General features: G+C 69.6%; 15 protein-coding genes. 5 read left to right on the plus strand and 10 right to left on the minus strand.

The annotated features are described in order from the left end of the window. The 8 genes from uraH to PIJ50_RS12665 form a co-directional block, all read right to left on the minus strand. A complete protein-coding gene (uraH, locus tag PIJ50_RS12630) occupies positions 1-321 on the minus strand; it encodes a hydroxyisourate hydrolase (protein ID WP_271975793.1) in 321 nt (106 codons plus the stop codon). Then, positions 318-2441: a malate synthase G gene (locus PIJ50_RS12635; protein WP_271975794.1), complete on the minus strand. Its 2124-nt coding sequence runs from the start codon at positions 2439-2441 to the stop codon at positions 318-320. The genes uraH and PIJ50_RS12635 overlap by 4 nt, the downstream gene beginning before the upstream one ends. Continuing rightward, positions 2438-3385 (minus strand): xanthine dehydrogenase accessory protein XdhC, encoded by a 948-nt coding sequence (gene xdhC, locus PIJ50_RS12640; protein ID WP_271975795.1) that lies wholly within the window; start codon positions 3383-3385, stop codon positions 2438-2440. Before xdhC ends, PIJ50_RS12635 begins: the two co-directional genes overlap by 4 nt. After that, positions 3378-5762 carry a xanthine dehydrogenase molybdopterin binding subunit gene (xdhB, locus tag PIJ50_RS12645; RefSeq protein ID WP_271975796.1) on the minus strand — a complete coding sequence of 795 codons (2385 nt, stop codon included), beginning with the start codon at positions 5760-5762 and terminating at the stop codon, positions 3378-3380. The genes xdhC and xdhB overlap by 8 nt, the downstream gene beginning before the upstream one ends. Beyond that, complete coding sequence (locus PIJ50_RS12650) at positions 5759-7108, minus strand: xanthine dehydrogenase small subunit (protein ID WP_271975797.1); 1350 nt, start codon at positions 7106-7108, stop codon at positions 5759-5761. The genes xdhB and PIJ50_RS12650 overlap by 4 nt, the downstream gene beginning before the upstream one ends. A gap of 246 nt (positions 7109-7354) precedes the next feature. Continuing rightward, a complete protein-coding gene (gene hpxO, locus PIJ50_RS12655) occupies positions 7355-8512 on the minus strand; it encodes an FAD-dependent urate hydroxylase HpxO (protein WP_271975798.1) in 1158 nt (385 codons plus the stop codon). A gap of 116 nt (positions 8513-8628) precedes the next feature. Continuing rightward, positions 8629-10281, minus strand: a complete 1653-nt coding sequence (locus PIJ50_RS12660) for a Hint domain-containing protein (protein ID WP_271975799.1) — start codon at positions 10279-10281, stop codon at positions 8629-8631. Positions 10282-10487: 206 nt separating this feature from the next. After that, on the minus strand, positions 10488-10925 hold the full coding sequence (locus tag PIJ50_RS12665) for a helix-turn-helix domain-containing protein (RefSeq protein WP_271975856.1): 438 nt from the start codon (positions 10923-10925) through the stop codon (positions 10488-10490). Between the two features lie 228 nt (positions 10926-11153). On the opposite strand from PIJ50_RS12665, the gene PIJ50_RS12670 reads away from it, so the two are divergent. Further along, the gene (locus PIJ50_RS12670) at positions 11154-11753 is read left to right on the plus strand and encodes a nitroreductase family protein (protein ID WP_271975800.1); all 600 of its coding nucleotides are present in this window, start codon (positions 11154-11156) and stop codon (positions 11751-11753) included. Between the two features lie 306 nt (positions 11754-12059). Here PIJ50_RS12670 and PIJ50_RS12675 read toward each other — a convergent pair whose 3' ends face one another. After that, complete coding sequence (locus PIJ50_RS12675) at positions 12060-13043, minus strand: Bug family tripartite tricarboxylate transporter substrate binding protein (protein ID WP_271975801.1); 984 nt, start codon at positions 13041-13043, stop codon at positions 12060-12062. Between the two features lie 146 nt (positions 13044-13189). Here PIJ50_RS12675 and PIJ50_RS12680 point away from each other — a divergent pair, with 146 nt between their 5' ends. Beyond that, positions 13190-15616, plus strand: coding sequence for a glycoside hydrolase family 65 protein (locus tag PIJ50_RS12680; RefSeq protein ID WP_271975802.1), 2427 nt, complete (start codon positions 13190-13192; stop codon positions 15614-15616). Beyond that, a complete protein-coding gene (locus PIJ50_RS12685) occupies positions 15582-16235 on the plus strand; it encodes an HAD family hydrolase (protein WP_271975803.1) in 654 nt (217 codons plus the stop codon). Before PIJ50_RS12680 ends, PIJ50_RS12685 begins: the two co-directional genes overlap by 35 nt. A 3-nt stretch (positions 16236-16238) precedes the next feature. On the opposite strand, the gene PIJ50_RS12690 is transcribed toward PIJ50_RS12685, so the two are convergent. Continuing rightward, complete coding sequence (locus PIJ50_RS12690; protein ID WP_271975804.1) at positions 16239-17492, minus strand: glycerate kinase type-2 family protein; 1254 nt, start codon at positions 17490-17492, stop codon at positions 16239-16241. Between the two features lie 130 nt (positions 17493-17622). Here PIJ50_RS12690 and PIJ50_RS12695 point away from each other — a divergent pair, with 130 nt between their 5' ends. Then, positions 17623-17904, plus strand: coding sequence for a hypothetical protein (locus tag PIJ50_RS12695; protein WP_271975805.1), 282 nt, complete (start codon positions 17623-17625; stop codon positions 17902-17904). A gap of 75 nt (positions 17905-17979) precedes the next feature. Beyond that, positions 17980-19860 carry a DNA/RNA non-specific endonuclease gene (locus tag PIJ50_RS12700; RefSeq protein WP_271975806.1) on the plus strand — a complete coding sequence of 627 codons (1881 nt, stop codon included), beginning with the start codon at positions 17980-17982 and terminating at the stop codon, positions 19858-19860. Positions 19861-20076 lie beyond the last annotated feature (216 nt).

The following is a 20076-nucleotide window of genomic DNA, read 5'->3' on the forward strand; positions in this document are numbered from 1 at the left end:
TCAGCTGCCCCGATAGGTGCTGAAGGCGAAGGGCGACAGCAGCAGCGGCACGTGATGATGCGCCCCCTCCCCCACTTTGAAGCGGATGGGGATCAGGTCGAGGAAGCTGTCCGGCTGCCCCGTCGCGCGCAGATAGTCACCCGCATGGAACCGGAGTTCATACGCCCCAGGCGGCAGGTCGGTCGCCAGGGGCGCGTCGGTGCGGCCGTCGGCGTTCGTCACCGCCCCGGCCAGCCGCGCCTCCCCCCACAACTCCACCCGCACGCCGGTGGCGGGGCGGCCTAAGGCCGTGTCCAGAACATGCGTCGTCAGTCGGGTCATGCGGTTCCTTTCGCGATGCGGCGCCAATGGTGCAGCAACGGCTCGGTATACCCCGAGGGCTGGGTGGCCCCCTGCAGGATCAGGTCGCGGGCGGCGCGGAAGGCCGGTCCGTCCGGCGTCAGGGGGCGGTAGGCCGGATCGCCCGCGTTCTGCCGGTCCACCGTGGCGGCCATGCGGCGCAGCCCATCCTCGATCTGCGCGTCGGTGATCAGCCCGTGCATCCGCCAGTTCGCCAGGAACTGGGCCGAGATGCGGAGCGTCGCCCGATCCTCCATCAGCGCCACGTTGTCGATGTCGGGCACCTTGGAACAGCCGATCCCCTGATCCACCCACCGCACGACATAGCCGAGGATGGACTGGCAGTTGTTGTCGATCTCGCGCGCGATGGCCTCGGGCGACAGGTTGCGGGGGCCCATCAGCGGCGGGGTCAGAAGCGCGTCAAGATCGGGCGCACGGCCCCGCAGCGCATCCTGCCGCGCCGCCACGTCCACCTGATGATAATGCATCGCGTGCAACACGGCCGCGGTGGGCGAGGGCACCCAGGCGGTGCTGGCACCCGCCTGCGGATGGGCGATCTTGGCGGCCAGCATCTCGGCCATCGCGTCGGGCTTGGCCCACATGCCCTTGCCGATCTGGCCCTTGCCGTTCAGGCCCGTGGCCAGCCCCGCATCGACATTGCCGTTCTCATACGCCGCCAGCCAGACCGCGTCCTTCATCTCGGCCTTGGGCAGGACGGGGCCCGCCTGCATCAGGGTGTGGATCTCATCCCCCGTGCGGTCCAGGAAGCCGGTGTTGATGAAGGCGATGCGGCCCTTCAGCGCGCGGATGCATTCGCGCAGGTTGACAGAGGTGCGGCGTTCCTCATCCATCAGGCCCAGCTTCACGGTGCCGCGCGGCAGGTGCAGGATGTCCTCCACCATGGCGAAGGTGCGGTCGGCAAAGGCGGCCTCGGCCGGCCCGTGCATCTTGGGCTTCACCACGTAGACGCTGGCGTGGCGAGAGTTCCGGAGGCCATCCATTTTCGCCAGATCGTGCATCCCGGCGGTAACGGTGATCAGCGCGTCCAGAAGCCCTTCCGGCACCTCCTGCCCGTCCAACCGCACGGCGTCGGTCGTCATCAGGTGGCCGACATTGCGCACCAGAAGAACGGCGCGGCCCGGCAGGGTCAGGGTGCCGCCATCCGGCGCGGTGAAGGTCCGGTCGGGGTTCAGGCGGCGCGTCACCTCCTGCCCGCCTTTGCGGAAGGTGTCCGCCAGGTCGCCCTTCATCAGGCCCAGCCAGTTGTCATAGGCCAGAACCTTGTCGGCAGCGTCCACGGCGGCCACGGAGTCCTCGCAGTCCTGAATGGCGGTCAGCGCCGCCTCCACCACCACGTCCCGCAGGCCCGAGGGACTGGCCGCCCCCACGGGATGCGCCGGATCGAAGATCAGCTCGATGTGCAGCCCGTGATGGCAGAACAGGACCGACCCCGGAGCGTGGCCGGCAAAGGCCGCCGGATCCGCCAGCGCCCGCGCGCCGCCGTCGATCACCAGCGCCCTGTCCTTCACTGCGTAAGAGGACACGTCGGCGTGCGATCCCGCCGTCAGCGGCACCGCCTGATCCAGAAAGCGCGCCGCCGCCGCCACGGCCTGCGCCCCGCGCGCGGCGTCATAGCCCCCGCCCTGCGGCGCGCCGGGTAGCGCGTCGGTGCCATAGAACGCATCGTAAAGGCTGCCCCACCGCGCGTTCGCGGCGTTCAGCGCAAAGCGCGCGTTCATCACCGGCACGACCAGCTGCGGACCGGCCAGCTGCGCGATCTCCGGGTCGCAGGGACCGGTTTCGACCCGGAACTCCGGCCCTTCGGGCCGAAGGTAGCCGATGTCGGACAGGAAGGCCTTCCACGCCGGGGCGTCCCAGTCGCGGCCACGCCGTGCGGTCAGCCAGTCATCGATCTGCGCCTGCATCCGGTCGCGGATGGCCAGAAGAGCGCGGTTCTCGAGCGCAAGCTCCGCCAGCAGACGGGAAAGGCCGGACCAGAAGGCGTCGGGCGTCAAGGGCAGGCCCGGCAGAAGGCGCGCCTCCACGAAGTCGGCCAGCGGAACGGCGACCTCAAGCCCCGCGCGTGTGGTATGGGTCGTCATCGGCACCTCCCTTTCTCCCCTTCCCGCAACCTTGATGGGCGGTCGGCCCGCTGGCAAGGGGCCGCGCGCCCCAGAAGCTGCGCCGCCACCCCCACCGCGATCTGCTGGGGATGCTTGCCAAGCGCCGGATCGCCGATGGGGCAGGCGATGCGGTCCGGGTCCTGCCCAAGCGCCCGCAGGCGGCGGGCAAAGCGTGCCTTCTTCGACTGCGACCCGATCAGCCCCGCCCAGCCGAAGCCGTGGCGCAGCAGGGCGTGGCAGATCGCCAGATCCAGCGCGTGGGAATAGGTCAGGATCAGATGCTCCGCCTGCACCGGGGCGTGGGCGGCAAAGGGCACGGGGTCGGCGGCCCACAGCGGCGCCACCCCGTCGGGGATCACGTCCGGGAAGCGCGCGCGGTCCGTGTCGATCCACGTCACGTCAAAGCCCGGCAAGGGCGCCATCACGCCCACCAGCGCCCGCCCCACATGCCCCGCCCCCCAGATCCACAGGGGGCGGTCCGCCTCGGCCACAGGCTCCACCATCCAGCCACCGATCAGTTGCGGCGGCGGGCGGACACCCCGGTCGCGGGCCTGCGCCAAGATGCGGCGGACGGGCAAGGGCATCTCCCCCTCGCCCCGCGCAAGAACAGGGCCGGTCAGGGTGACTTCGGTGAACGGCTCCAGCAACAGGGTCACCGTGCCGCCGCAGCACTGGCCCAGCTTCGGCCCCAGCGGCATCCGCTCCAGCCGGGGCGCCGTGACCTGACGCGCCAGCCGGATTGCCTCCCATTCCAGCGCGCCGCCGCCGATGGTGCCTTCGGTCCCGCCGTCCCAGACCAGCATCGCGGCCCCGACCTCGCGCGGGGAGGATCCCTGATGCGCGGCCACCACCACGCGGACCACGCGGCCATGGCAGGCGACGGCGCGGCGCAGCGCCTCGATGTCGAACCCCCGCTCAGCCACGCTGCCGCTCCACCGCCGCAAGGAGGCGTTCGGGCGTCGCGGGCGCGTCCAGCGCGACATAACGTGACCCGTTCCCGCAGGCCGCCACCGCGTCAGAAAGGGCGAGGAAGGCCGAGATGCCCAGCACGAAGGGCGGCTCCCCCACGGCCTTGGACTTGCCCACCGTCTCCTCGGGGTTCGGGCGGTCCCAAAGCTGCACGCGGAAATCGCGCGGGCGGTCGGAACAGGCCGGGATCTTGTAGGTGGATGGCGCGTGCGTCATCAGCCGCCCCTTGTTGTCCCAGACAAGCTCCTCGGTCGTCAGCCAGCCGGCGCCCTGCACGTATCCCCCCTCGATCTGGCCGATGTCCAGCGCGGGGTTCAGGCTGTGGCCGGTGTCGTGCAGGATGTCGGTGCGCAGGATGCGGTTCTCGCCCGTCAGGGTGTCGATCACCACCTCCGTCACCGCCGCCCCGTAGGAGAAATAGAGGAACGGCCGCCCCTGCCCCCGCAGCCGATCCCACGTGATCTTGGGCGTCGCATAATAGCCGGTGGCGGACAGGGACACGCGGGCCTGATAGGCCAGCGCCGCCACCTCGGCGAAGGTGTAGCCCTCGCCTCCCACCCGCACGCGGCCGGCGGCGAAGCGGACATCTTCCGGGCGGGCCTGATGGCGTTCGGCCAGAAACGCGACCAGCCGCCCGCGCAACGTTTCGCACGCGGCCTTCACCGCCATGCCGTTCAGGTCCGTGCCCGAGGATGCGGCCGTGGCCGAGGTGTTGGGCACCTTGCCCGTGTCTGTCGCGGTGATCCGCACATCCGCGACGTCGATCCCGAAGACGCCGGCCGCCACCTGCGCGACCTTCTGGAACAGGCCCTGCCCCATCTCGGTCCCGCCATGGTTCAGCTGGACCGAGCCGTCCTGATAGATGTGCACCAGCGCCCCCGCCTGATTCAGCCAGGTCAGGGTGAAGGCGATGCCGAACTTCACCGGCGTCAGCGCGATCCCGCGTTTCAGGACAGGGCTGGCCGCGTTCCAGTCGGCGATCCGCGCCCGGCGGGCGTGATAGTCGGACTGCACCGCCAGTTCGGCCACCAGCTCGTGCCCGATGAAATCCTCCACCGGCATGTGATAGGGGGTGGTCTGGGCCGTGCCGGGGTCTGGGCGCGGGGCGGGGCGCTCGATTCCCTCGGCGCCGCGTGTGGTCAGATCGGCCTTCGTGTCCACCCCCACCACCGGCTGGGGTTCGGGATCGGGCGCCGTGCCCATGCCGCGGTAGAAGTTCCGGCGCCGCACCTCCAGCGGGTCCATGCGCAGGGTGTGGGCGATGTGGTCGATCACCCGCTCGATCCCCAGCACGCCCTGCGGGCCGCCAAAGCCGCGATAGGCGGTGGCGGATTGGGTGTGGGTGCGCAGCCGGTGGCTTTCCACCCGGACCGCGGGAAGGAAGTAGGCGTTGTCCACATGCAGCATCGCCCGGTCCGCCACTGCCAGCGACAGGTCCTGCGACCAGCCGCAGCGGAACAGGTGCCGGAAGTCCACGGCCCTGATGCGGCCCCCCTCATCGAAACCCGCGCGATACTCGATCCGCAGGTCGTGGCGCTTGCCGGTGATCATCATGTCGTCGTCGCGGTCATAGCGCATCTTGCAGGGCCGGCCCGTGCGGTGGGCCATCACGGCGCAGGCGATGGCGAGGGCGTTCCCCTGGCTTTCCTTGCCGCCGAAACCGCCGCCCATGCGCCGCACCTCCACGCGCACCGCGCTCATCGGCAGGTGCAGGGCGTGGGCGACCTTGTGCTGGATCTCCGTCGGGTGCTGGGTGGAGGCGTGGATCACCATACCGCCCCCTTCCTGCGGCAGGGCCAGCGCCACCTGACCTTCCAGATAAAAGTGCTCCTGCCCGCCGACCTCCATCCGCCCCTCGATCACGTGGGGCGCCGTGTCCAGGGCCGAAAGGTCGCCTTTCTGCCAGATGACAGGCCCCTCCTCGAACCGGCTGTTCGCGGCCAGCGCGTCGTCGATGGTCAGGAGGGCGGGCAGGGCGCGAATGGTCGCGCGGGCCAGCCGCGCGGCCCGGCGCGCCGCCCCGTGGCTGGCCGCGGCCACAAGAAACAGGGGCTGGCCCAGATACTGCACCGTCCCGCCCGCCAGCAGCGGTTCGTCATGGGCGGAAGGGGAGCAGTCGGGCATCGGGTCCAGATGGGCGATCACTTCCACCACGCCGGGGGCCGCGCGGACATCGGACAGGTCCAGATCCTCCACCTCTCCATGCGCGACGGGGGACAGGCCGAACGCGAGATGCAACGTGTCGCGCGGCAGGGGGATGTCGTCGACATAGCGCGCCTCCCCCCGCACATGCAGGGGGGCCGCGTCATGCGGCAGCGGCTGGCCAATCATGGCTGCACCTCCCGCACGGACACCGGAACCCCGGCCCGGGCATGGACCAGACGCAGCAGCAGGTTGCGCGCGATGGTCAGGCGGTAGCCGGCGCTGGCGCGCATGTCGGTCAGCGGCGTGAAATCCTGCGCGAAGGGGGCGGACAGGGCCGCGTCCGCGTCCAATGGGCGGCCGATCAGATGCGCCTCCACCGCGCGGGCGCGCTTGGGGATCGCCGCCATGCCGCCGAAGGCGATCCGCGCCCGCGTCACGATCCCGTCGGCCACCGTCACGTCGAAACAGCCGCACACGGCCGAGATGTCCTGATCGAACCGCTTCGAGACCTTGTAGCAGCGCAGGTCCGGCGCTTGGGCGGGAAGGGTCACGGCCTCCACGAACTCCCCCTCGCGCCGGTCCTGCCTGCGGTAGTCGAGGAAGAACGCCTCCAGCGGCAGGGTCCGGCGGGCGTCGCCCCGGCGCAGGTGCAGCACCGCGCCAAGCGCGATCAGCGCGGGCGGCCCGTCGCCGATGGGCGATCCGTTGGCGATGTTGCCGCCGATCGTCGCCGCGTTGCGCACGGGGGGCGAGGCGAAGCGGCGCAGGAGTTCGGCCAGCGCGGGGTGGCTGTCGCGGGTGGCCAGACGCAACGCCTCCACCGTGACGCCGGCGCCGATGCGCAGGGTGTCGCCCGCCCGTTCGATCTGTTGAAGATCGGTGACGCCGTTCAGGAAAATGACGGGGGACACGTCGCGCAGGGCCTTTGTTACCCACAGGCCGACATCCGTGGCCCCGGCCACGAGGGTGGCGTCGGGGTGTGCGGCATAAAGGTTGGCCAGCGCGTCGGCGTTGTCTGGGCGCATCGGCAGCGCCGGCGGGGGCGGGCGGGGCGCGTCCAGCCAGTCGGCCTTCGGCTCCCCCGCGGCCTGTTCGGCGGCCCGCACGATGGGCGCGTATCCAGTGCAGCGGCACAGGTTGCCCGCCAGAACGTCGTCATGGTCCGTGCGCCCCGTGGCGTGGGCGCAGGCCATCGACATCACGAAGCCCGGCGTGCAGAAGCCGCACTGGCTGCCATGGCAGGCCACCATTGCCGCCTGCACCGGGTGCGGCTGGCCGTCGGGCGCGGCCAGACCTTCAACCGTTCGGACGGACTTTCCGTGCAGCTGCGGAAGGAACAGAAGGCAGGCGTTCAGGGCACGGGGCCCGGAATCGTCGGTGACCATCACCGTGCAGGCGCCGCAATCGCCTTCGTTGCAGCCTTCCTTGGTGCCAGTCAGGCCGCGATCCTCGCGCAGCCAGTCCAGAAGGGTTCGGGTGGGGGAAACGTCCAGTGACACCGGTGTGCCGTTCAGGTGAAACGCGATCTCCATTCGATCAACCCGCCGCGGTCTTTTTCGGTGCGCCGGACATGTCCGGCCCGCGGGCCTGCCCGATGCGGCGTAAGGCAGGTCCTGCGGAAGTCTAGCCTGCGGCGTCCCCGTCCGTCACGGAAACTTTGCAATCAGGGTCTTCATGACCAGCCGGGGCGGCGGGGGCCACCGCGCGACCTCCATTTGCGACGCCATCAGGCCCCGATGCCAGCCGAACAGGCGCTTCCGGTCCAAGGTGCGCAGCAATCAGGCGGAACGCGAAGCCAGCGGGCCGCCCTCCACCGTCTTCCGGATGCCGCGCAGGATGCCCTCCCCCGTGTCACCGCGCAGCGAGGCGTACCAGTCCGCGGTCACCGCCGGGTCCACGCCATGCGTCACGTCGCTGCGTTCGCGCGCGCGCAGCACGAGGTCGCGGGCGCGGGGGGCCCGCTCCTCCTGATACCGGAGCAGGGCGGTGGGCAGGTCGGCGTGATCGGTCAGGGCCCGTTGAAGGACGACCGCATCCTCCATCGCCATGCAGGCGCCCTGTCCCAGATCGGGCGTCGTGTTGTGCGCGGCGTCGCCCAGAAGAACGCAGCGCCCCTTCACCCAAGTGTCGAAGGGCTCGATGTCGTGGATGTCCACGCGGTTGATCGCCGTCACCGCGTCCAGCATCCGCCGCACCGGGGCGCACCAGTGGCCGAAATGGCGGTGCAGATCGGCCAGAGGATCCCCGGACGGTTCGCCCTGCAACGCAGTTGGCACGTCGAAGAAGACGTAGAACCGCCCCCCTCCCACCGGCATGACCGAGGCGCGCTTGCCTTCGGCCACGAAGGTGGTCCAGCCGTCCACCGGCGCGATGTGCGGGTCCGCGGGGATCAGCCCGTTCCAGTTCGTGTATCCGGCGGGCCGGCGGTCCAGCGCCCGGCCAAGGAAGTGCGCGCGCACCCGCGAATGGGCCCCGTCCGCGCCGATCAGCAGATCGCCCTCCACCTCGGTCCCGTCGCTGAACCGGGCGCGGATGCCGGTCGGGGTGTCTGTAACCTCTTGCAACGCGGTCCCCAGGCGGATGCCGTCATGGCCGAAGCGGTCCATCAGCAGGGATTGCAAGGCCGCGCGCGCCACCGGAAAGGCCCGCACCCCCGACGCGTCATACAGGGGCTGAAGGGAAAAGCGCGTCAGAACCTCGCCCCCCGGGCCGTCGGCATAGGCCATGGTGTCCATCCGGCCGCCCAAGGCCGCCACATCGGCCCCCAGCCCCAGATGGTTCAGGCACAGGATGCCGTTCGGCCACAGCGACAGGCCCGCGCCCACGGGACGGATGGCCGTCACCTTTTCGAACACCGACACCTCGTGGCCCCGCTGGCGCAACGCCAGCCCCACGCACAGACCGCCGATGCCCGCGCCGATCACGATGACCTTCATCCCCGCCCCTTCCCTGATGCACGGCTCAGGCTAGCACAGGGCGGGACCGGCACCAGCCCGAATGCGGAACGCCGCGCCGAAGGATCGGCGCGGCGTCTGCCGGGATGCGGGCGGTGTCAGCCGGCCAGCGCGCGCGTCTCGAACACCTTCAGGGCGCGGCGGGCGGTGCGGCCATAGGCTTCGGGCGTGGCGCGCAGTTCGGGGAAGATCGCGAACAGCTCGGCGCGCGCTTCCTCGGACAGGCCGCCCAGGCCATAGCTGGCCGGGTGGTAGCTTTCGGTCGCCGCACCGTTGGCATAGACGACCTCGTGCCGGTCGAACAGCATGTGGATGTAGGTGACGCGGCCCGTCTCCTCCACCGTGACATGCTTGCCGTCCACCATGTGCCGGGCCGAGGCGAGGACCTCGCGTTCCCCGAACAGGAGTTCCGCGCGGTGCCCTTCGATCAGCATCCGGTGCTGGGGGGAGACGAGGAGGTCCGCCGTCAGGTCCGGCAGCGCGCCCGGACGGATGCGGATGGGCGCAAAGGCCCCGGTGCCGCCCACGGTCGTCCGGCCGATCCAGCGGATGGGCTGAAGGCCGTTGTCGCGGGTCACGACCATGTCGCCCGGCGCCAGCGTCTCGATCGCGCGCAGGCCGCCCAGCGTGCGGATCATCGCGCCGGAGGTGAAGCAGATGATCTGTTCAATGTTGGTGAAGTTGATCCGGGTGCCGTCGGCCAGCGTGACATAGCCGTTCTTTGTGCCCGTCGCATCGTCCTTCGAGGTGATGGTGGTGGTGTAGCCGGTGGCGGAGCCCATATCCAGCACGTCCCGGTCCACCACACCCGCCGCGTCCGAGGAGGTGCCGCCGTCCAGCGTGACGGGCGCGTCCGCCGTGTTGGCGGCGTTGTCCAGCGCGTCGTTCAGCGTGAACGTGTCCCGGCCGGTGCCGCCCGTGGCCGTGTCGCCGCGACCGAAGATGATCGTGTCGTTGCCGGCGTCGCCCTGAACGCTGTCGGCCCCGGCCCCGCCCGCAAGGGTGTCGTTGCCGCCATTGCCGATCAGCGTGTCGTTGCCGTCGCCGCCCGTCAGGCTGTCGGCGCCGTCCACGGCCGTGGTGACCGGCGGGACGCCGATCAGGGGGCTGTTGGCCAGGCTGGTCTTCGTGCTGGACCCCGGGAGGGTCACGGTGGCGTCAAGGTTGTCGCCGCCCGCGTTTTCCCAGTACCGGATCTCGATCGTGTATTTCGCGCCGGCCTGCAGGTTGATCGTGGCGGACCGTTCGGTCAGGCCCTGGTGATAGTCGTTGTTCAGGTAATCCGACGACGTGGTGCTGCCGAAGTTCGTGAAGGGGACGATGTTGCCCGCCTCGTCGCGGATGATCATGCGCGATCCGTCATCGGACGCGGTGGAGAAGGTGTAGGTGCCGCCCACGGTGGGGTTCAGCGTGCTGGTGTAGATGACGCCGAAATCATCGGGATCGGTGGTGGAGTTGCCGCGGACCTGCCGTGCCAGCGCGTCGACGTTGAAGCCGTTCACATAGCCCTGCCCGGCCAGCGTGCCGGATTCGATTTGCCCCGCCTGCCCGTTGGCCGAACTGAAGTCGTAGTTGTAGAGGCGGAAGGCCCACTGCCCGGCCTGAGGTGCGTCGCCGACCAGCCGGTCGTCGCCCGCGCCGCCGGTGATCGTGTCGCTGCCGCCGCCCCCGGTCAGCGTGTCGTTGGTCGTGGTGCCGGCCAGGGTCTGGTTTTGATCGATAGCGGCATTCGCGTCAGAGTTGGTGCTCATCCTCAGGTCCCCATGATGTGAATCAAAGTGCGTCCGTTAGACGTCGCCTCCCATGATGCCCTTGAAGCGTAAAGCTTTAATGTAATCTTCATGATATCCGGGCCTGAACTGAGGTTTCTTTGAAACACATCGCTCACTTTTTGGGCGAGCAGCGGCCATCTGGCCACAGACGTTAATCTTTCCGCTCATCAAATGTGCATTTCGCGTCAAGGGGCGGAACTGACCCGAAATGTCGCCTGTCGAAGCGGCAACCGATTCTGAGGCGTCGAGAGCTGTGTGGGCGCGGGGCTCCTTCTCAAAGAAGATGGAAAGGTAGCGGCCGGCCGGGCCTGACAGGGCGGATGATACAGCGTCAGCCAAAGGTCCTCCGGCGCCCGTCCTGCGGATACCTGCACCAGCCGCTTTGGATCGCAGATGTTCGGTGATGCTGAACCCCGGCAGCAGCGCCACGCCCCGGCATGGCCATGGTGGCCAGACCCCTGCCGCTTTGGCGCTGAAGGCGCAGCCGTCAGCGACACCTGCCGCATGGCGCGCACGAACAGCTGGACGCCCAGATCCTCCAGCCCGGCGATGGCGGGCATCACTGGCGTGCAGGCCATGTCCAGTTCACGCGCGGCCCGCGCAAACTTCCCTTTCTTCGCCAGAAGAAGATGCGCAGCGCCTTGCCGCTGTTCCCCGCATCATTGCGTTGAGGACAACGGAAAATGCCGATTTATCCCCATTATCATCAACGCCGAAAGGGCGCATTCTAGGATCAGCCGCCCGGACGCGGCCGCGGCCCTGCCATTGACCGCGGTGGTTTCCGGGCGATCTTTCCCACATGCGGGGGGCGTTCGTCCCGATCGCGCCCACCACAACCCGGAGAACAGACCATGACATCCACCCTGATCCCGCTGCTCCGCCAGCGCCGTTCGCAATACGTGCTGGGCCGCGACCTTGCCCTGCCGCAGGACGAGGTCGACGCCCTGATCCGTGAAACGATCCGGCTGACGCCTTCGGCCTTCAACTCCCAAAGCTCGCGCGCCGTGATCCTGTTCGGCGACGCGCATCTGAAGCTGTGGAGCATCGTGAAGGAAACCCTGCGCGCCATCGTTCCGGCCGCCAACTTCGCCAGCACCGACACGAAGATCGACAGCTTCGCCGCCGGCGCGGGCACCGTGCTGTTCTTCGAGGATCAGGACGTGGTCGCCAAGCTGCAGCACGACTATGCCGCCTATGCCGAGAACTTCCCCATCTGGTCCGAACAGTCGGGCGGCATGGCCCAGCTGGCCGTCTGGACCGCGCTGGCCGAGGTCGGGATCGGTGCCAGCCTTCAGCACTACAACCCGCTGATCGACGCCGAAGTCGCGGCCACATGGGGCCTTCCCGCCAGCTGGAAGCTGCGCGCGCAGATGCCCTTCGGCTCGAACGAGGCGCCGTTCGGCGAAAAGACCTTCATGGACGACGCCGAACGCTTCCACACGTTCCGCTGACCGCCCGCACTGCTGCGCCCCGCGCGGCGGTGCCACCCCCGAACAAGGCGACGGACGATCGTCCGATAGGACTGCATCCGCCCTGTCACGCCATCCAAAAGCCCGGCATGGTCCTGATCCACGAGAGCATGAGCCACGGACGCAATGGGTCGACGCGGTCCACACCTTTCACTTCGGTGATTTCAATGATCCCAAACGCCCCGGCTTCGTCCGCCCGCGCGTGCTGAACAAGAATGTCATCGGCGCATGGCCGGTTCCAACTGCCGCCGGGAGATGACGCGGATCTCATCCCCCTGCCGTGACGTCTCAGGGGGCCTTCGCCTCGATCAGGTACAGCGCGCGGCCCCAGAGGACGGTGTCGGCCTTGATCCGCGCTGCCAGATCCTCAGGCGTGCCGGGGGTCGCTTCCCAACCCAGATCCAGAAGCGTCTTGCGGATGCCCTCGTCGGACAGGATCCGGTTGATCTCGGCGTTCAGGCGGGCGATCACCGCGGGGTCGGTTCCGGCGGGCGCGATGAAGGCGTTCCACAGCTCGGCCCGGAAATCACCGGGCGCGCCGCCTTGACCCGCGATCACCGGAACGTCTGGCGCCTGCGGAAACGGCTCGGCCGAGGTGACACCCAGCATCTTCAACTCCCCCGTCTTCACGAAGGGCAGCGCGGCCGATGGCGCCATGAACCCCGAATCCACATCCCCCGCCAGAAGCGAGGTCGTGACCTGCGCATAGCTCTGGAACGGGATGTGATACAGCTCCGTTCCCGTGGCGGCGGCGAACAGCTCCGTCGTCAGATGCGCCCCCGATCCCGGCCCGACGGAGCCATAGGAGATGTCGTTCGGATGGGCCTTCGCCTCGGCCACGAAGCCGGCGATGTCGTTGGCCGGGAAATCGGCGGCCACGGTCAGCACCAGCGGGCTGGTCGCGATCAGCGCCACGGGCGCGACATCGGTGGCCGGATCATAGGCCAGGTCCGGCAGCAAACGCTGCGAGGTGGTGAGCGGCCCGTTGATCGTCATCCCGAAGCTGTGGCCCGTGCGGGCCCGCGCCACCATCTGCTGCACCCCGATCACGCCGCCCGCGCCGGGGCGGTTGTCGACCACCACGGGCTGGCCCAGTGCCTGCGACAACGGTTCCGCCACAAGGCGCGCGATGGCGTCGGGCGACGATCCGGCCGGAAAGCCCACGAACAGGCGCAACGGCTCGGTCGGCCAGTCCTGCGCCTGCGCGGGCAGGGCGCCCAGCAGCGCGATGGCGGCCGCGGCGCGGCACAGTGTGTGTATCTTCTGGATCATGGCGTCCCCTCCCCAAGGTCCGCCACCATGGTCCGGGCGTCCTGCGCCCGTCAATGCCCGTCCGGACCTTTTGTCGCGCCGGCGGGGGCGGAACTGCCGGCCTACCCCCCTGTTGGCCCATGTAATTCCGAAGTTTATGGTGATCCTTGACGCGTCCCTTTGCCCGCCCCGCCGAAACCGCGCCCAGCACCGCGTATGAGATCGTCTTCGACCATTACGACCCGGCCGACGAACGGCGGCGGGAATCCCTCCTGTCGCTGGGCAACGGCGTTCTGCACGCCCGCGCCAGCGCGCCGGAGGAGGCGCGGGGCGAGGCCCACTATCCCGGCCTTTACCGCGCGGGCTGCTACGCGCGGCTTGGCGGGCAAGTGGAGGGAACGGAGGTCTCTGTCGACTCGCTCGCCAACCTGCCGAACTGGCTCCACCTCGCGTTCCGGCTCGAGGGGGAGGCCGGTTGGCTCTCCTTCGACCGGGTGGAGATCCTGCGCTATCGCCAGCGCCTTGACATGGCGAAGGCACTTTTGTCGCGCGAGGTGCTGTTCCGTGACGGGCAGGGCCGCACCACCCATTTCACCGAGGAACGGTTCCTGTCCATGGCCCATCCGCATCTGGGCGCGCTGTCGGTCTGCCTTCAACCAAAGGACTGGTCCGGCCGGATTGAATGGCGCAGCGGCGTGCATGACAGGGTGGACAATGAACTGGCGGTGACCGAAGGCGGATACGATCCGCAAGCGCTGGACCGGGTTCACAGCGAAGACGCGGGCGACGGATGCATCCTGACGCGCACCCGCACCAGGGGCACGGGGGTGGACGTGGCCATCGCCGCGCGCACCCGCGTGGTGCTGGACGGGCGAAAGGTGGAAGGCGCGGTGTCCGTGGCCGAAGGCGGCCTTCTGCGGGTGGAGAAGGTCGGCGTTGTCCACACGGCGCGCGATCACGCGGTCGGGGATCTGCCGCAGGCGGTTCTTGGCGCGGTGCGGGACGCCCAAGGCTACGTGGACCTGCGCAAGGATCACGTCATGGCGTGGCACCAGCTTTGGGCCCGTTGCCGGGTGGAGGTGGGGGATCCCAATCTTGCCCGCGCCGCCGCCCTGCACGCCTTCCACCTGTTGCAGACGGCCTCGCCCCACGCCTCGCTGTCGGATGCAGGCCTGCCGTCGCGCGGGTGGCAGGAGGCGTATCACGGCCAGATCTTCTGGGACGAAACGCTGTCGCTCTCGTTCCTCAGCCTCCACATCCCCGAGGTGGTGCGCTCGGCTCTGATCCACCGCCACCGCCGTCTGGGCACGGCCCGCCGCCGCGCGGCCGAACAGGGGCTGGCGGGCGCCCTTTACCCATGGCGCAGCGCCACCACGGGGATCGAGGAAACGCCCGAGTTTCAGGAAAACCCCAAATCCGGCCGCTGGCACCGCGACGACACGCGGTTCCAGTTCCACGTCGGTTCCGCCATCGCGCTGAACGTGTGGCGCTATTTCCTGGCCACGCGGGACGTGGACTTCATGGCCGGCTATGGGGCCGAGATGATGGTGGAGATCGCGCGCATGTGGGCGTCCCTTGCGCAGCCGCATCCGGATCATCCGGGCCGCCTGTCCCTGCGCGGGGTGGTGGGGCCGGACGAGTTCCACATCCGTTATCCGGGCGCGGACCGGCCCGGCGTGGACGACGACACCTACACCAACATCATGGCCGCCTGGACGCTGATCCACGCCGGGCAGGCGCTGGACCGCCTGCCCGCTTTGCGCCGCAAGGGGCTGATGGAGCGGCTGGAGCTGACCGGTGACGACATCGGCGAATGGCCCGGCCTCGCCGCCCGCCTGCACCTTGCGCGCGACAGCGAAGGCCGCTTCCTGCCCTTCGACCGGTACGAGACGCTGGAGCCGTTCGACCTGGAGGCGCATGAACGCGACCATCCCGGCGAACGGCTGGACTGGTTCATCGAGGCGCAGCACCGCGACATCAACGCCCTTCAGGTGCAGAAACAGGCCAGCTTCGCCATGCTGGTCCACCTTCTGCCGGTGGACGAACTGCTGGCCCTTCTGGACCACATGGGCCACCCCGCGACCCAAGACGACCTGCGCCGCACGGTGGAAGCGGACCTGGCCCGCACCTCGCATGATTCAAGCCTGTCGGACCTGATCTATGCCGGCGCGCTGGCGCGTCTTGCGCCGGAACGGTCGTGGGACATGTTCGGCGAGGCCCTGCACCCCGATGAGAAGGAAGGCCATTCCGGCACGGAAAAGGGCGTGCATCTGGGGGCCATGGCGGCCACGCTGGACATCCTTCAGCGCGTGCATCTGGGCGTGCGGCCTTCGGCGGACGCGCTGGTGATCGACCCCTCGCCCCATCCGCATCACGGGCGGCTCTGCGCGCACGTGCTCTTCCGGACCGATGCGGCGTCGATCGAACTGGACGCGGGGCGGTTGTGCGTCCGCGCGGAACCGGGCAATGGCGGCGATCTGCCCCTTCGGATCCTGGGCGTTTCGCATCGCCTTCCCCCCGGACGGGATTATGTGGTGCACCTGCACGAGGAGAAAGACCATGCCACGGATCAAAGCGCTGCTGTTCGACCTTGACGGGACGCTGACCCACACCGACCCCGTTCACCTGCGGGCGATCCGGCACCTGATGGCCGAACACGGGCTGAGCCTGAGCGACGAGGACTTCCGCCTGCACGTCTCGGGCCGGTCCAACGTGGACATCGGCACGCGGCTGTTCCCGAACCATGACGCGGCCGAGCATGTGACCCTGCTGGACCGGAAGGAGGCGCTGTTCCGCGACTTCGCCACCGATCTTCTGCCCCTGCCCGGTGCGGTGGCCCTGATGGACGAGGCGCAGGCGGCGGGCCTGAAGATCGCGCTGGTCACCAATGCCCCGCGCCACAACGTGGACCACATGCTGGCCGCGATCGGGCTTGCAGGCCGCTTCGACACCATCGTCTACGGGGATGAGATGACGCGCCCGAAGCCCGACCCCCTGCCCTATCTGACCGGGCTGCAACGGCTGGGCGTGGCGGCGGAGGAGGCGCTGGCCTTCGAGGATTCGCCCCCCGGCCTTCTGGCCGCCACCCGCGCGGGCCTGACCACCGTCGCCCTTGCCACCACCCGGACCGAGGAGGATCTTCTGGCCCTTGGCGCCGATCTGGCCGTGCCGGATTTCACCGACCCCCGGCTGCTGACCCTGTTCCGGTCCTGACCGTCAGGTGATCAGGACGGCGCGAAAGTCGTTCACGTTGGTGCGCGTGGGGCCGGTGCGCATCAGATCGTCCAGCGCGCCGAACAGCGTTTCGCTGTCATGCCCGCGCAGCATCGCGCCCGCGTCCAGCCCCATCGCCGTGGCGCGGGCCAGCGTGTCGGGGCCAAGGGTGGCCCCCGCCGCCTCGCCCGACCCGTCGATGCCATCGGTGTCGGCCAAAAGCGCGTGGACGCCCGGCGCGCCGTCCAGCGCCAGCGCAAGGGCCAGCGCGCATTCCATGTTGCGCCCACCGCGCCCGGGCCTGTCGGTGCGCAGGGTCACGGTCGTCTCCCCTCCCGACAAAAGCACCACGGGCGGGGGATGCGGCCGGCCGTGGGCGCGGCAGCTTTGCGCGATGCCGGCAAGGATGCGGCCCATCTCGCGCGCCTCCCCCTCCAGCGCGTCGCCCAGGATCAGGGGGCGGACGCCCGCGCGTTCCGCCACGGCGGCCGCCGCCTTCAGGGCCATCATCGGCGTGGCGATCAGGCGGTAGTCGGTCACGAATTCCACCGGGGCCGAGGGCGCCAGAAGGGCACGGCGCGCGGCCTCGGGCAGGTCCGGACCCAGATCGCGGACGATGTCCGACAGGTCCGCCCCCGCCGTCCGGTCCGGCACCGTGGGGCCCGAGGCGATGGTGCCCGGATCATCCCCCGGCACATCCGAGATGGCCAGCGTCACCACCCGCGCCGGGGCCGCCGCCTGCGCGAGCTTCCCGCCCTTCACCGCCGACAACCGCCGCCGCACCTGGTTCATCACCCCGATCGGCGCGCCCATGGCCAGAAGCCTCCGGTTCATCGCGACCTTGTCGGCCAGGGTCACCCCTTCCACCGGCCGGGTCATCAGGGCCGATCCGCCGCCCGAGATCAGGGCCAGCACCAGATCGTCCGGCCCCAGCCCCCGCACCGCGTCCAGGATGCGCGTGGCGGCGTCCTCGCTGCGGGGGTCGGGCACGGGATGCGCGGCCTCCAGCACCGTGATGCGGGTGGTGGGCACGGCGTGGCCATCGCGCGTCACCACGACGCCCGACAGGTCGGCGTCGGGCCACCCCGCCTCCACCGCCTGCGCCATCGTGGCGGCGGCCTTGCCCGCCCCCACCACCACCACGCGGCCCCGGGGGCGTTCGGGCAGATGCCGCGCCAGAACCCGTGCGGGGTCGGCGCTGCCGATGGCGGCGGCGAACATGTCCCCCAGCAGCGACCGGGCCTGCGATGCGTCCATGATCCGTTCCTTCCCCTGACACGTCCATCTTCGCGCACAGGCGGGGCCGGTCAAGTCCCCGGCAGGCGGGCCGGGGAACATCCCGCGGCGTGCGGGTGTTTCCCCCTCGGCATCGACGAAAGGTATCCTCATGAAACTGCGCATTCTTCTCCTCTGCCTCACCTCGCTGGCCCCCGTTGCCGCGCAGGCCCAATACCTGCCCGCGCCAAGTGCCGAGGAGCGTGAGCAGGACGACAACGGCGCCGTCGCCCACGGCCACAAGCCCATGACGGACGAGGAGCATGAGGACGCCGCCGAGGACGAAGCCGGCGCCCTGAAGCCCACGCTGGTGCAACCCGACGCGCAGGATCCGGGCGAGAACACCGATCCGCAGCATGACGGCCATCCCGGCCAGCCGCAGGGCCGCGAATAAGCGCCAGCGGGCGGGGCCTGTCTTGCCCCTGTCATGTTGCGGCCTTTTCATGGGGCGGAAGACGTGGAGTGGGCGATGGCGAAGCGAACGGCGAAAGACAAGGGCACGGGTCCGGACATGGAGGCGCTGCGCCGCCACATCCGCCTGAAGGGGATGGACTACCTGAACGATCCCAACGTCACCTCGGTCGGGATCGGTCGCAAGAACGGCACGGGGCCCATCTGCCTGCAGTTCACCGTCCGCACCAAGGGCGAAACCGCGATCGAGACGCTGAACACCGCTCGCATCCCCGAGGCGGTGGAGGTGGACGGCGTCCGCATCCCCACCGACGTGGTGCAGCGCGACTATGAACCGTCGTATGAGATCGTGGAGCCGGGGCAGCTGGACGACCGCCGCCTGCGCGTGGATCCCGTTCGCCCCGGCATCAGTGTGTCGCATGTGGGGGGCACGGCGGGCACGCTGGGCCTGATCGTGCGGGACCGCGCAACGGGCGCGCCCTGCATCCTGTCGAACTGGCACGTCCTGCACGGGGCGGGGGGCGCCATCGGCGACCGCATCGTCCAGCCCGGGCCCTATGACGATAACGAGGTGGCGCAGAATGGGGCCGGCACCCTTTTGCGCAGCCATCTGGGCGCGGCCGGCGACGGCGCGCTGGCGCGGATCGCCGGGCGCGGTCACGATCCCTCCGTGCTGGGGCTGGACGTCATCCCCCGCCGCATGGCCCGCGTGGATCTGGACGACCGGGTGGTGAAATCTGGCCGCACCACCGGCATCACCTATGGCATCGTGCGGCGCGTCGACGTGATGGTGAAGCTGGACTACGGCCTTCTGAACGGCCCCCAGCCCATCGGCGGGTTCGAGATCGGGGCCGATCCCGACCGCCCCGCCCCGGAAGGGGAGCTGAGCATGGGCGGCGATTCCGGTGCCGCCTGGCTGATCGCCGACGGGGACGCGGCCACCGACATCTTCGCCGGCCTGCATTTCGCGGGCGAGGCCGACGGGGCGGAGGATGAGCACGCGCTGGCCTGCTATCCGGCCTCGCTGCAGAAGAAGCTCGATTTCGTGCTGGACACCACCGCCCCGCAGACCGAGGGCATGGACACCGCCGTGCCCCGCACCGGCTATGACCCGGACTTCCTGGGCCTGTTCCTGCCCGAACCGGGGCTGTCGACCGCGCTGAAGCGCGACGCGGTCAATTTCGACGACGGCCAGACGATTCCCTACACGCATTTCAGCGTCTGCCTGTCGGCCGCGCGGCGGATGGCGCGCTATGTCGCGTGGAACATCGACGGCGCACGGATCGTGAAGCTGCCGCGTACGGGCTTCTCCCTCGACCCCCGCATCGACGAGGAGCATCAGTGGGGGAATGAGCTTTACGTTGGCAACAACCTCGACCGGGGCCACATCGCCCGTCGCGCCGATCTGTGCTGGGGCGATGTGGAGGAAGCGCGGCAGGCCAACCGCGACTCCTTCTTCTACACCAACATCGCGCCGCAGCATCAGGGGTTCAACCAGGCCTCCCGCTCGGGCCTGTGGGGAGAGCTGGAGGATCACGTCTTCGCGGGCGCGCAGGTGGCCGATCTGCGCCTGTCGGTGCAGGGCGGCCCGATCTTTGCCGACGACGACATCACCTATCGCGACGCGCGCATCCCCCGCACCTTCTGGAAGCTGATCGCGTGGCGGGGGGAGGATGACGAAGCCCGCGTTGCCGCCTTCATCCTGACGCAGGCCGACCTTCTGAGCGACCTTGAGGCGCTGAGCTTTGAGCCGTTCCGCCTGTATCAGGTGGGTCTGGAGGAGCTGGGCGAGCGCACCGGCCTCGACTTCGGGGACTTCCCCAACGCGGACCTGATAGAGCATCCTGAACGCGCCGGCCGCCCCTCCGCCGCCGAGGCGCTGGCAGGCCCACGCGGAATGGTGCTGGAGATCCGGCGGGTGGAGGACCTGCTGATCTAACCTCCGGCGCCCAGCCCGCCCTCGAGTCGGCCGCGGCGGTTCCGGATGAACGGGCGCCGAGTTGCAGCAGCGCATCATCCTTCATCACCCGCGTACGTGGCAGATTTCGCCCTGCGCGCAGATTTTGCGATACCGCGCCAGTTTCCTAGTAAACGCCGGTGCGGGGCCTTATCCGCCCCCACGCGGTGATGTGGCCTCCCGATTCATCTGCAGCCC

Source organism: Falsirhodobacter sp. 20TX0035, assembly GCF_028307215.1.
GTDB lineage: Bacteria > Pseudomonadota > Alphaproteobacteria > Rhodobacterales > Rhodobacteraceae > Falsirhodobacter.

Excerpts from the sequence above, each read along its gene's own strand:
- uraH (WP_271975793.1), bottom strand. The coding sequence starts at position 321 with ATGACCCGACTGACGACGCATGTTCTGGACACGGCCTTAGGCCGCCCC.
- PIJ50_RS12635 (WP_271975794.1), bottom strand. The coding sequence starts at position 2,441 with ATGACGACCCATACCACACGCGCGGGGCTTGAGGTCGCCGTTCCGCTG.
- xdhB (WP_271975796.1), bottom strand. The coding sequence starts at position 5,762 with ATGATTGGCCAGCCGCTGCCGCATGACGCGGCCCCCCTGCATGTGCGG.
- PIJ50_RS12650 (WP_271975797.1), bottom strand. The coding sequence starts at position 7,108 with ATGGAGATCGCGTTTCACCTGAACGGCACACCGGTGTCACTGGACGTT.
- hpxO (WP_271975798.1), bottom strand. The coding sequence starts at position 8,512 with ATGAAGGTCATCGTGATCGGCGCGGGCATCGGCGGTCTGTGCGTGGGG.
- PIJ50_RS12660 (WP_271975799.1), bottom strand. The coding sequence starts at position 10,281 with ATGAGCACCAACTCTGACGCGAATGCCGCTATCGATCAAAACCAGACC.
- PIJ50_RS12670 (WP_271975800.1), top strand. The coding sequence starts at position 11,154 with ATGACATCCACCCTGATCCCGCTGCTCCGCCAGCGCCGTTCGCAATAC.
- PIJ50_RS12675 (WP_271975801.1), bottom strand. The coding sequence starts at position 13,043 with ATGATCCAGAAGATACACACACTGTGCCGCGCCGCGGCCGCCATCGCG.
- PIJ50_RS12685 (WP_271975803.1), top strand. The coding sequence starts at position 15,582 with ATGCCACGGATCAAAGCGCTGCTGTTCGACCTTGACGGGACGCTGACC.
- PIJ50_RS12690 (WP_271975804.1), bottom strand. The coding sequence starts at position 17,492 with ATGGACGCATCGCAGGCCCGGTCGCTGCTGGGGGACATGTTCGCCGCC.
- PIJ50_RS12695 (WP_271975805.1), top strand. The coding sequence starts at position 17,623 with ATGAAACTGCGCATTCTTCTCCTCTGCCTCACCTCGCTGGCCCCCGTT.
- PIJ50_RS12700 (WP_271975806.1), top strand. The coding sequence starts at position 17,980 with ATGGCGAAGCGAACGGCGAAAGACAAGGGCACGGGTCCGGACATGGAG.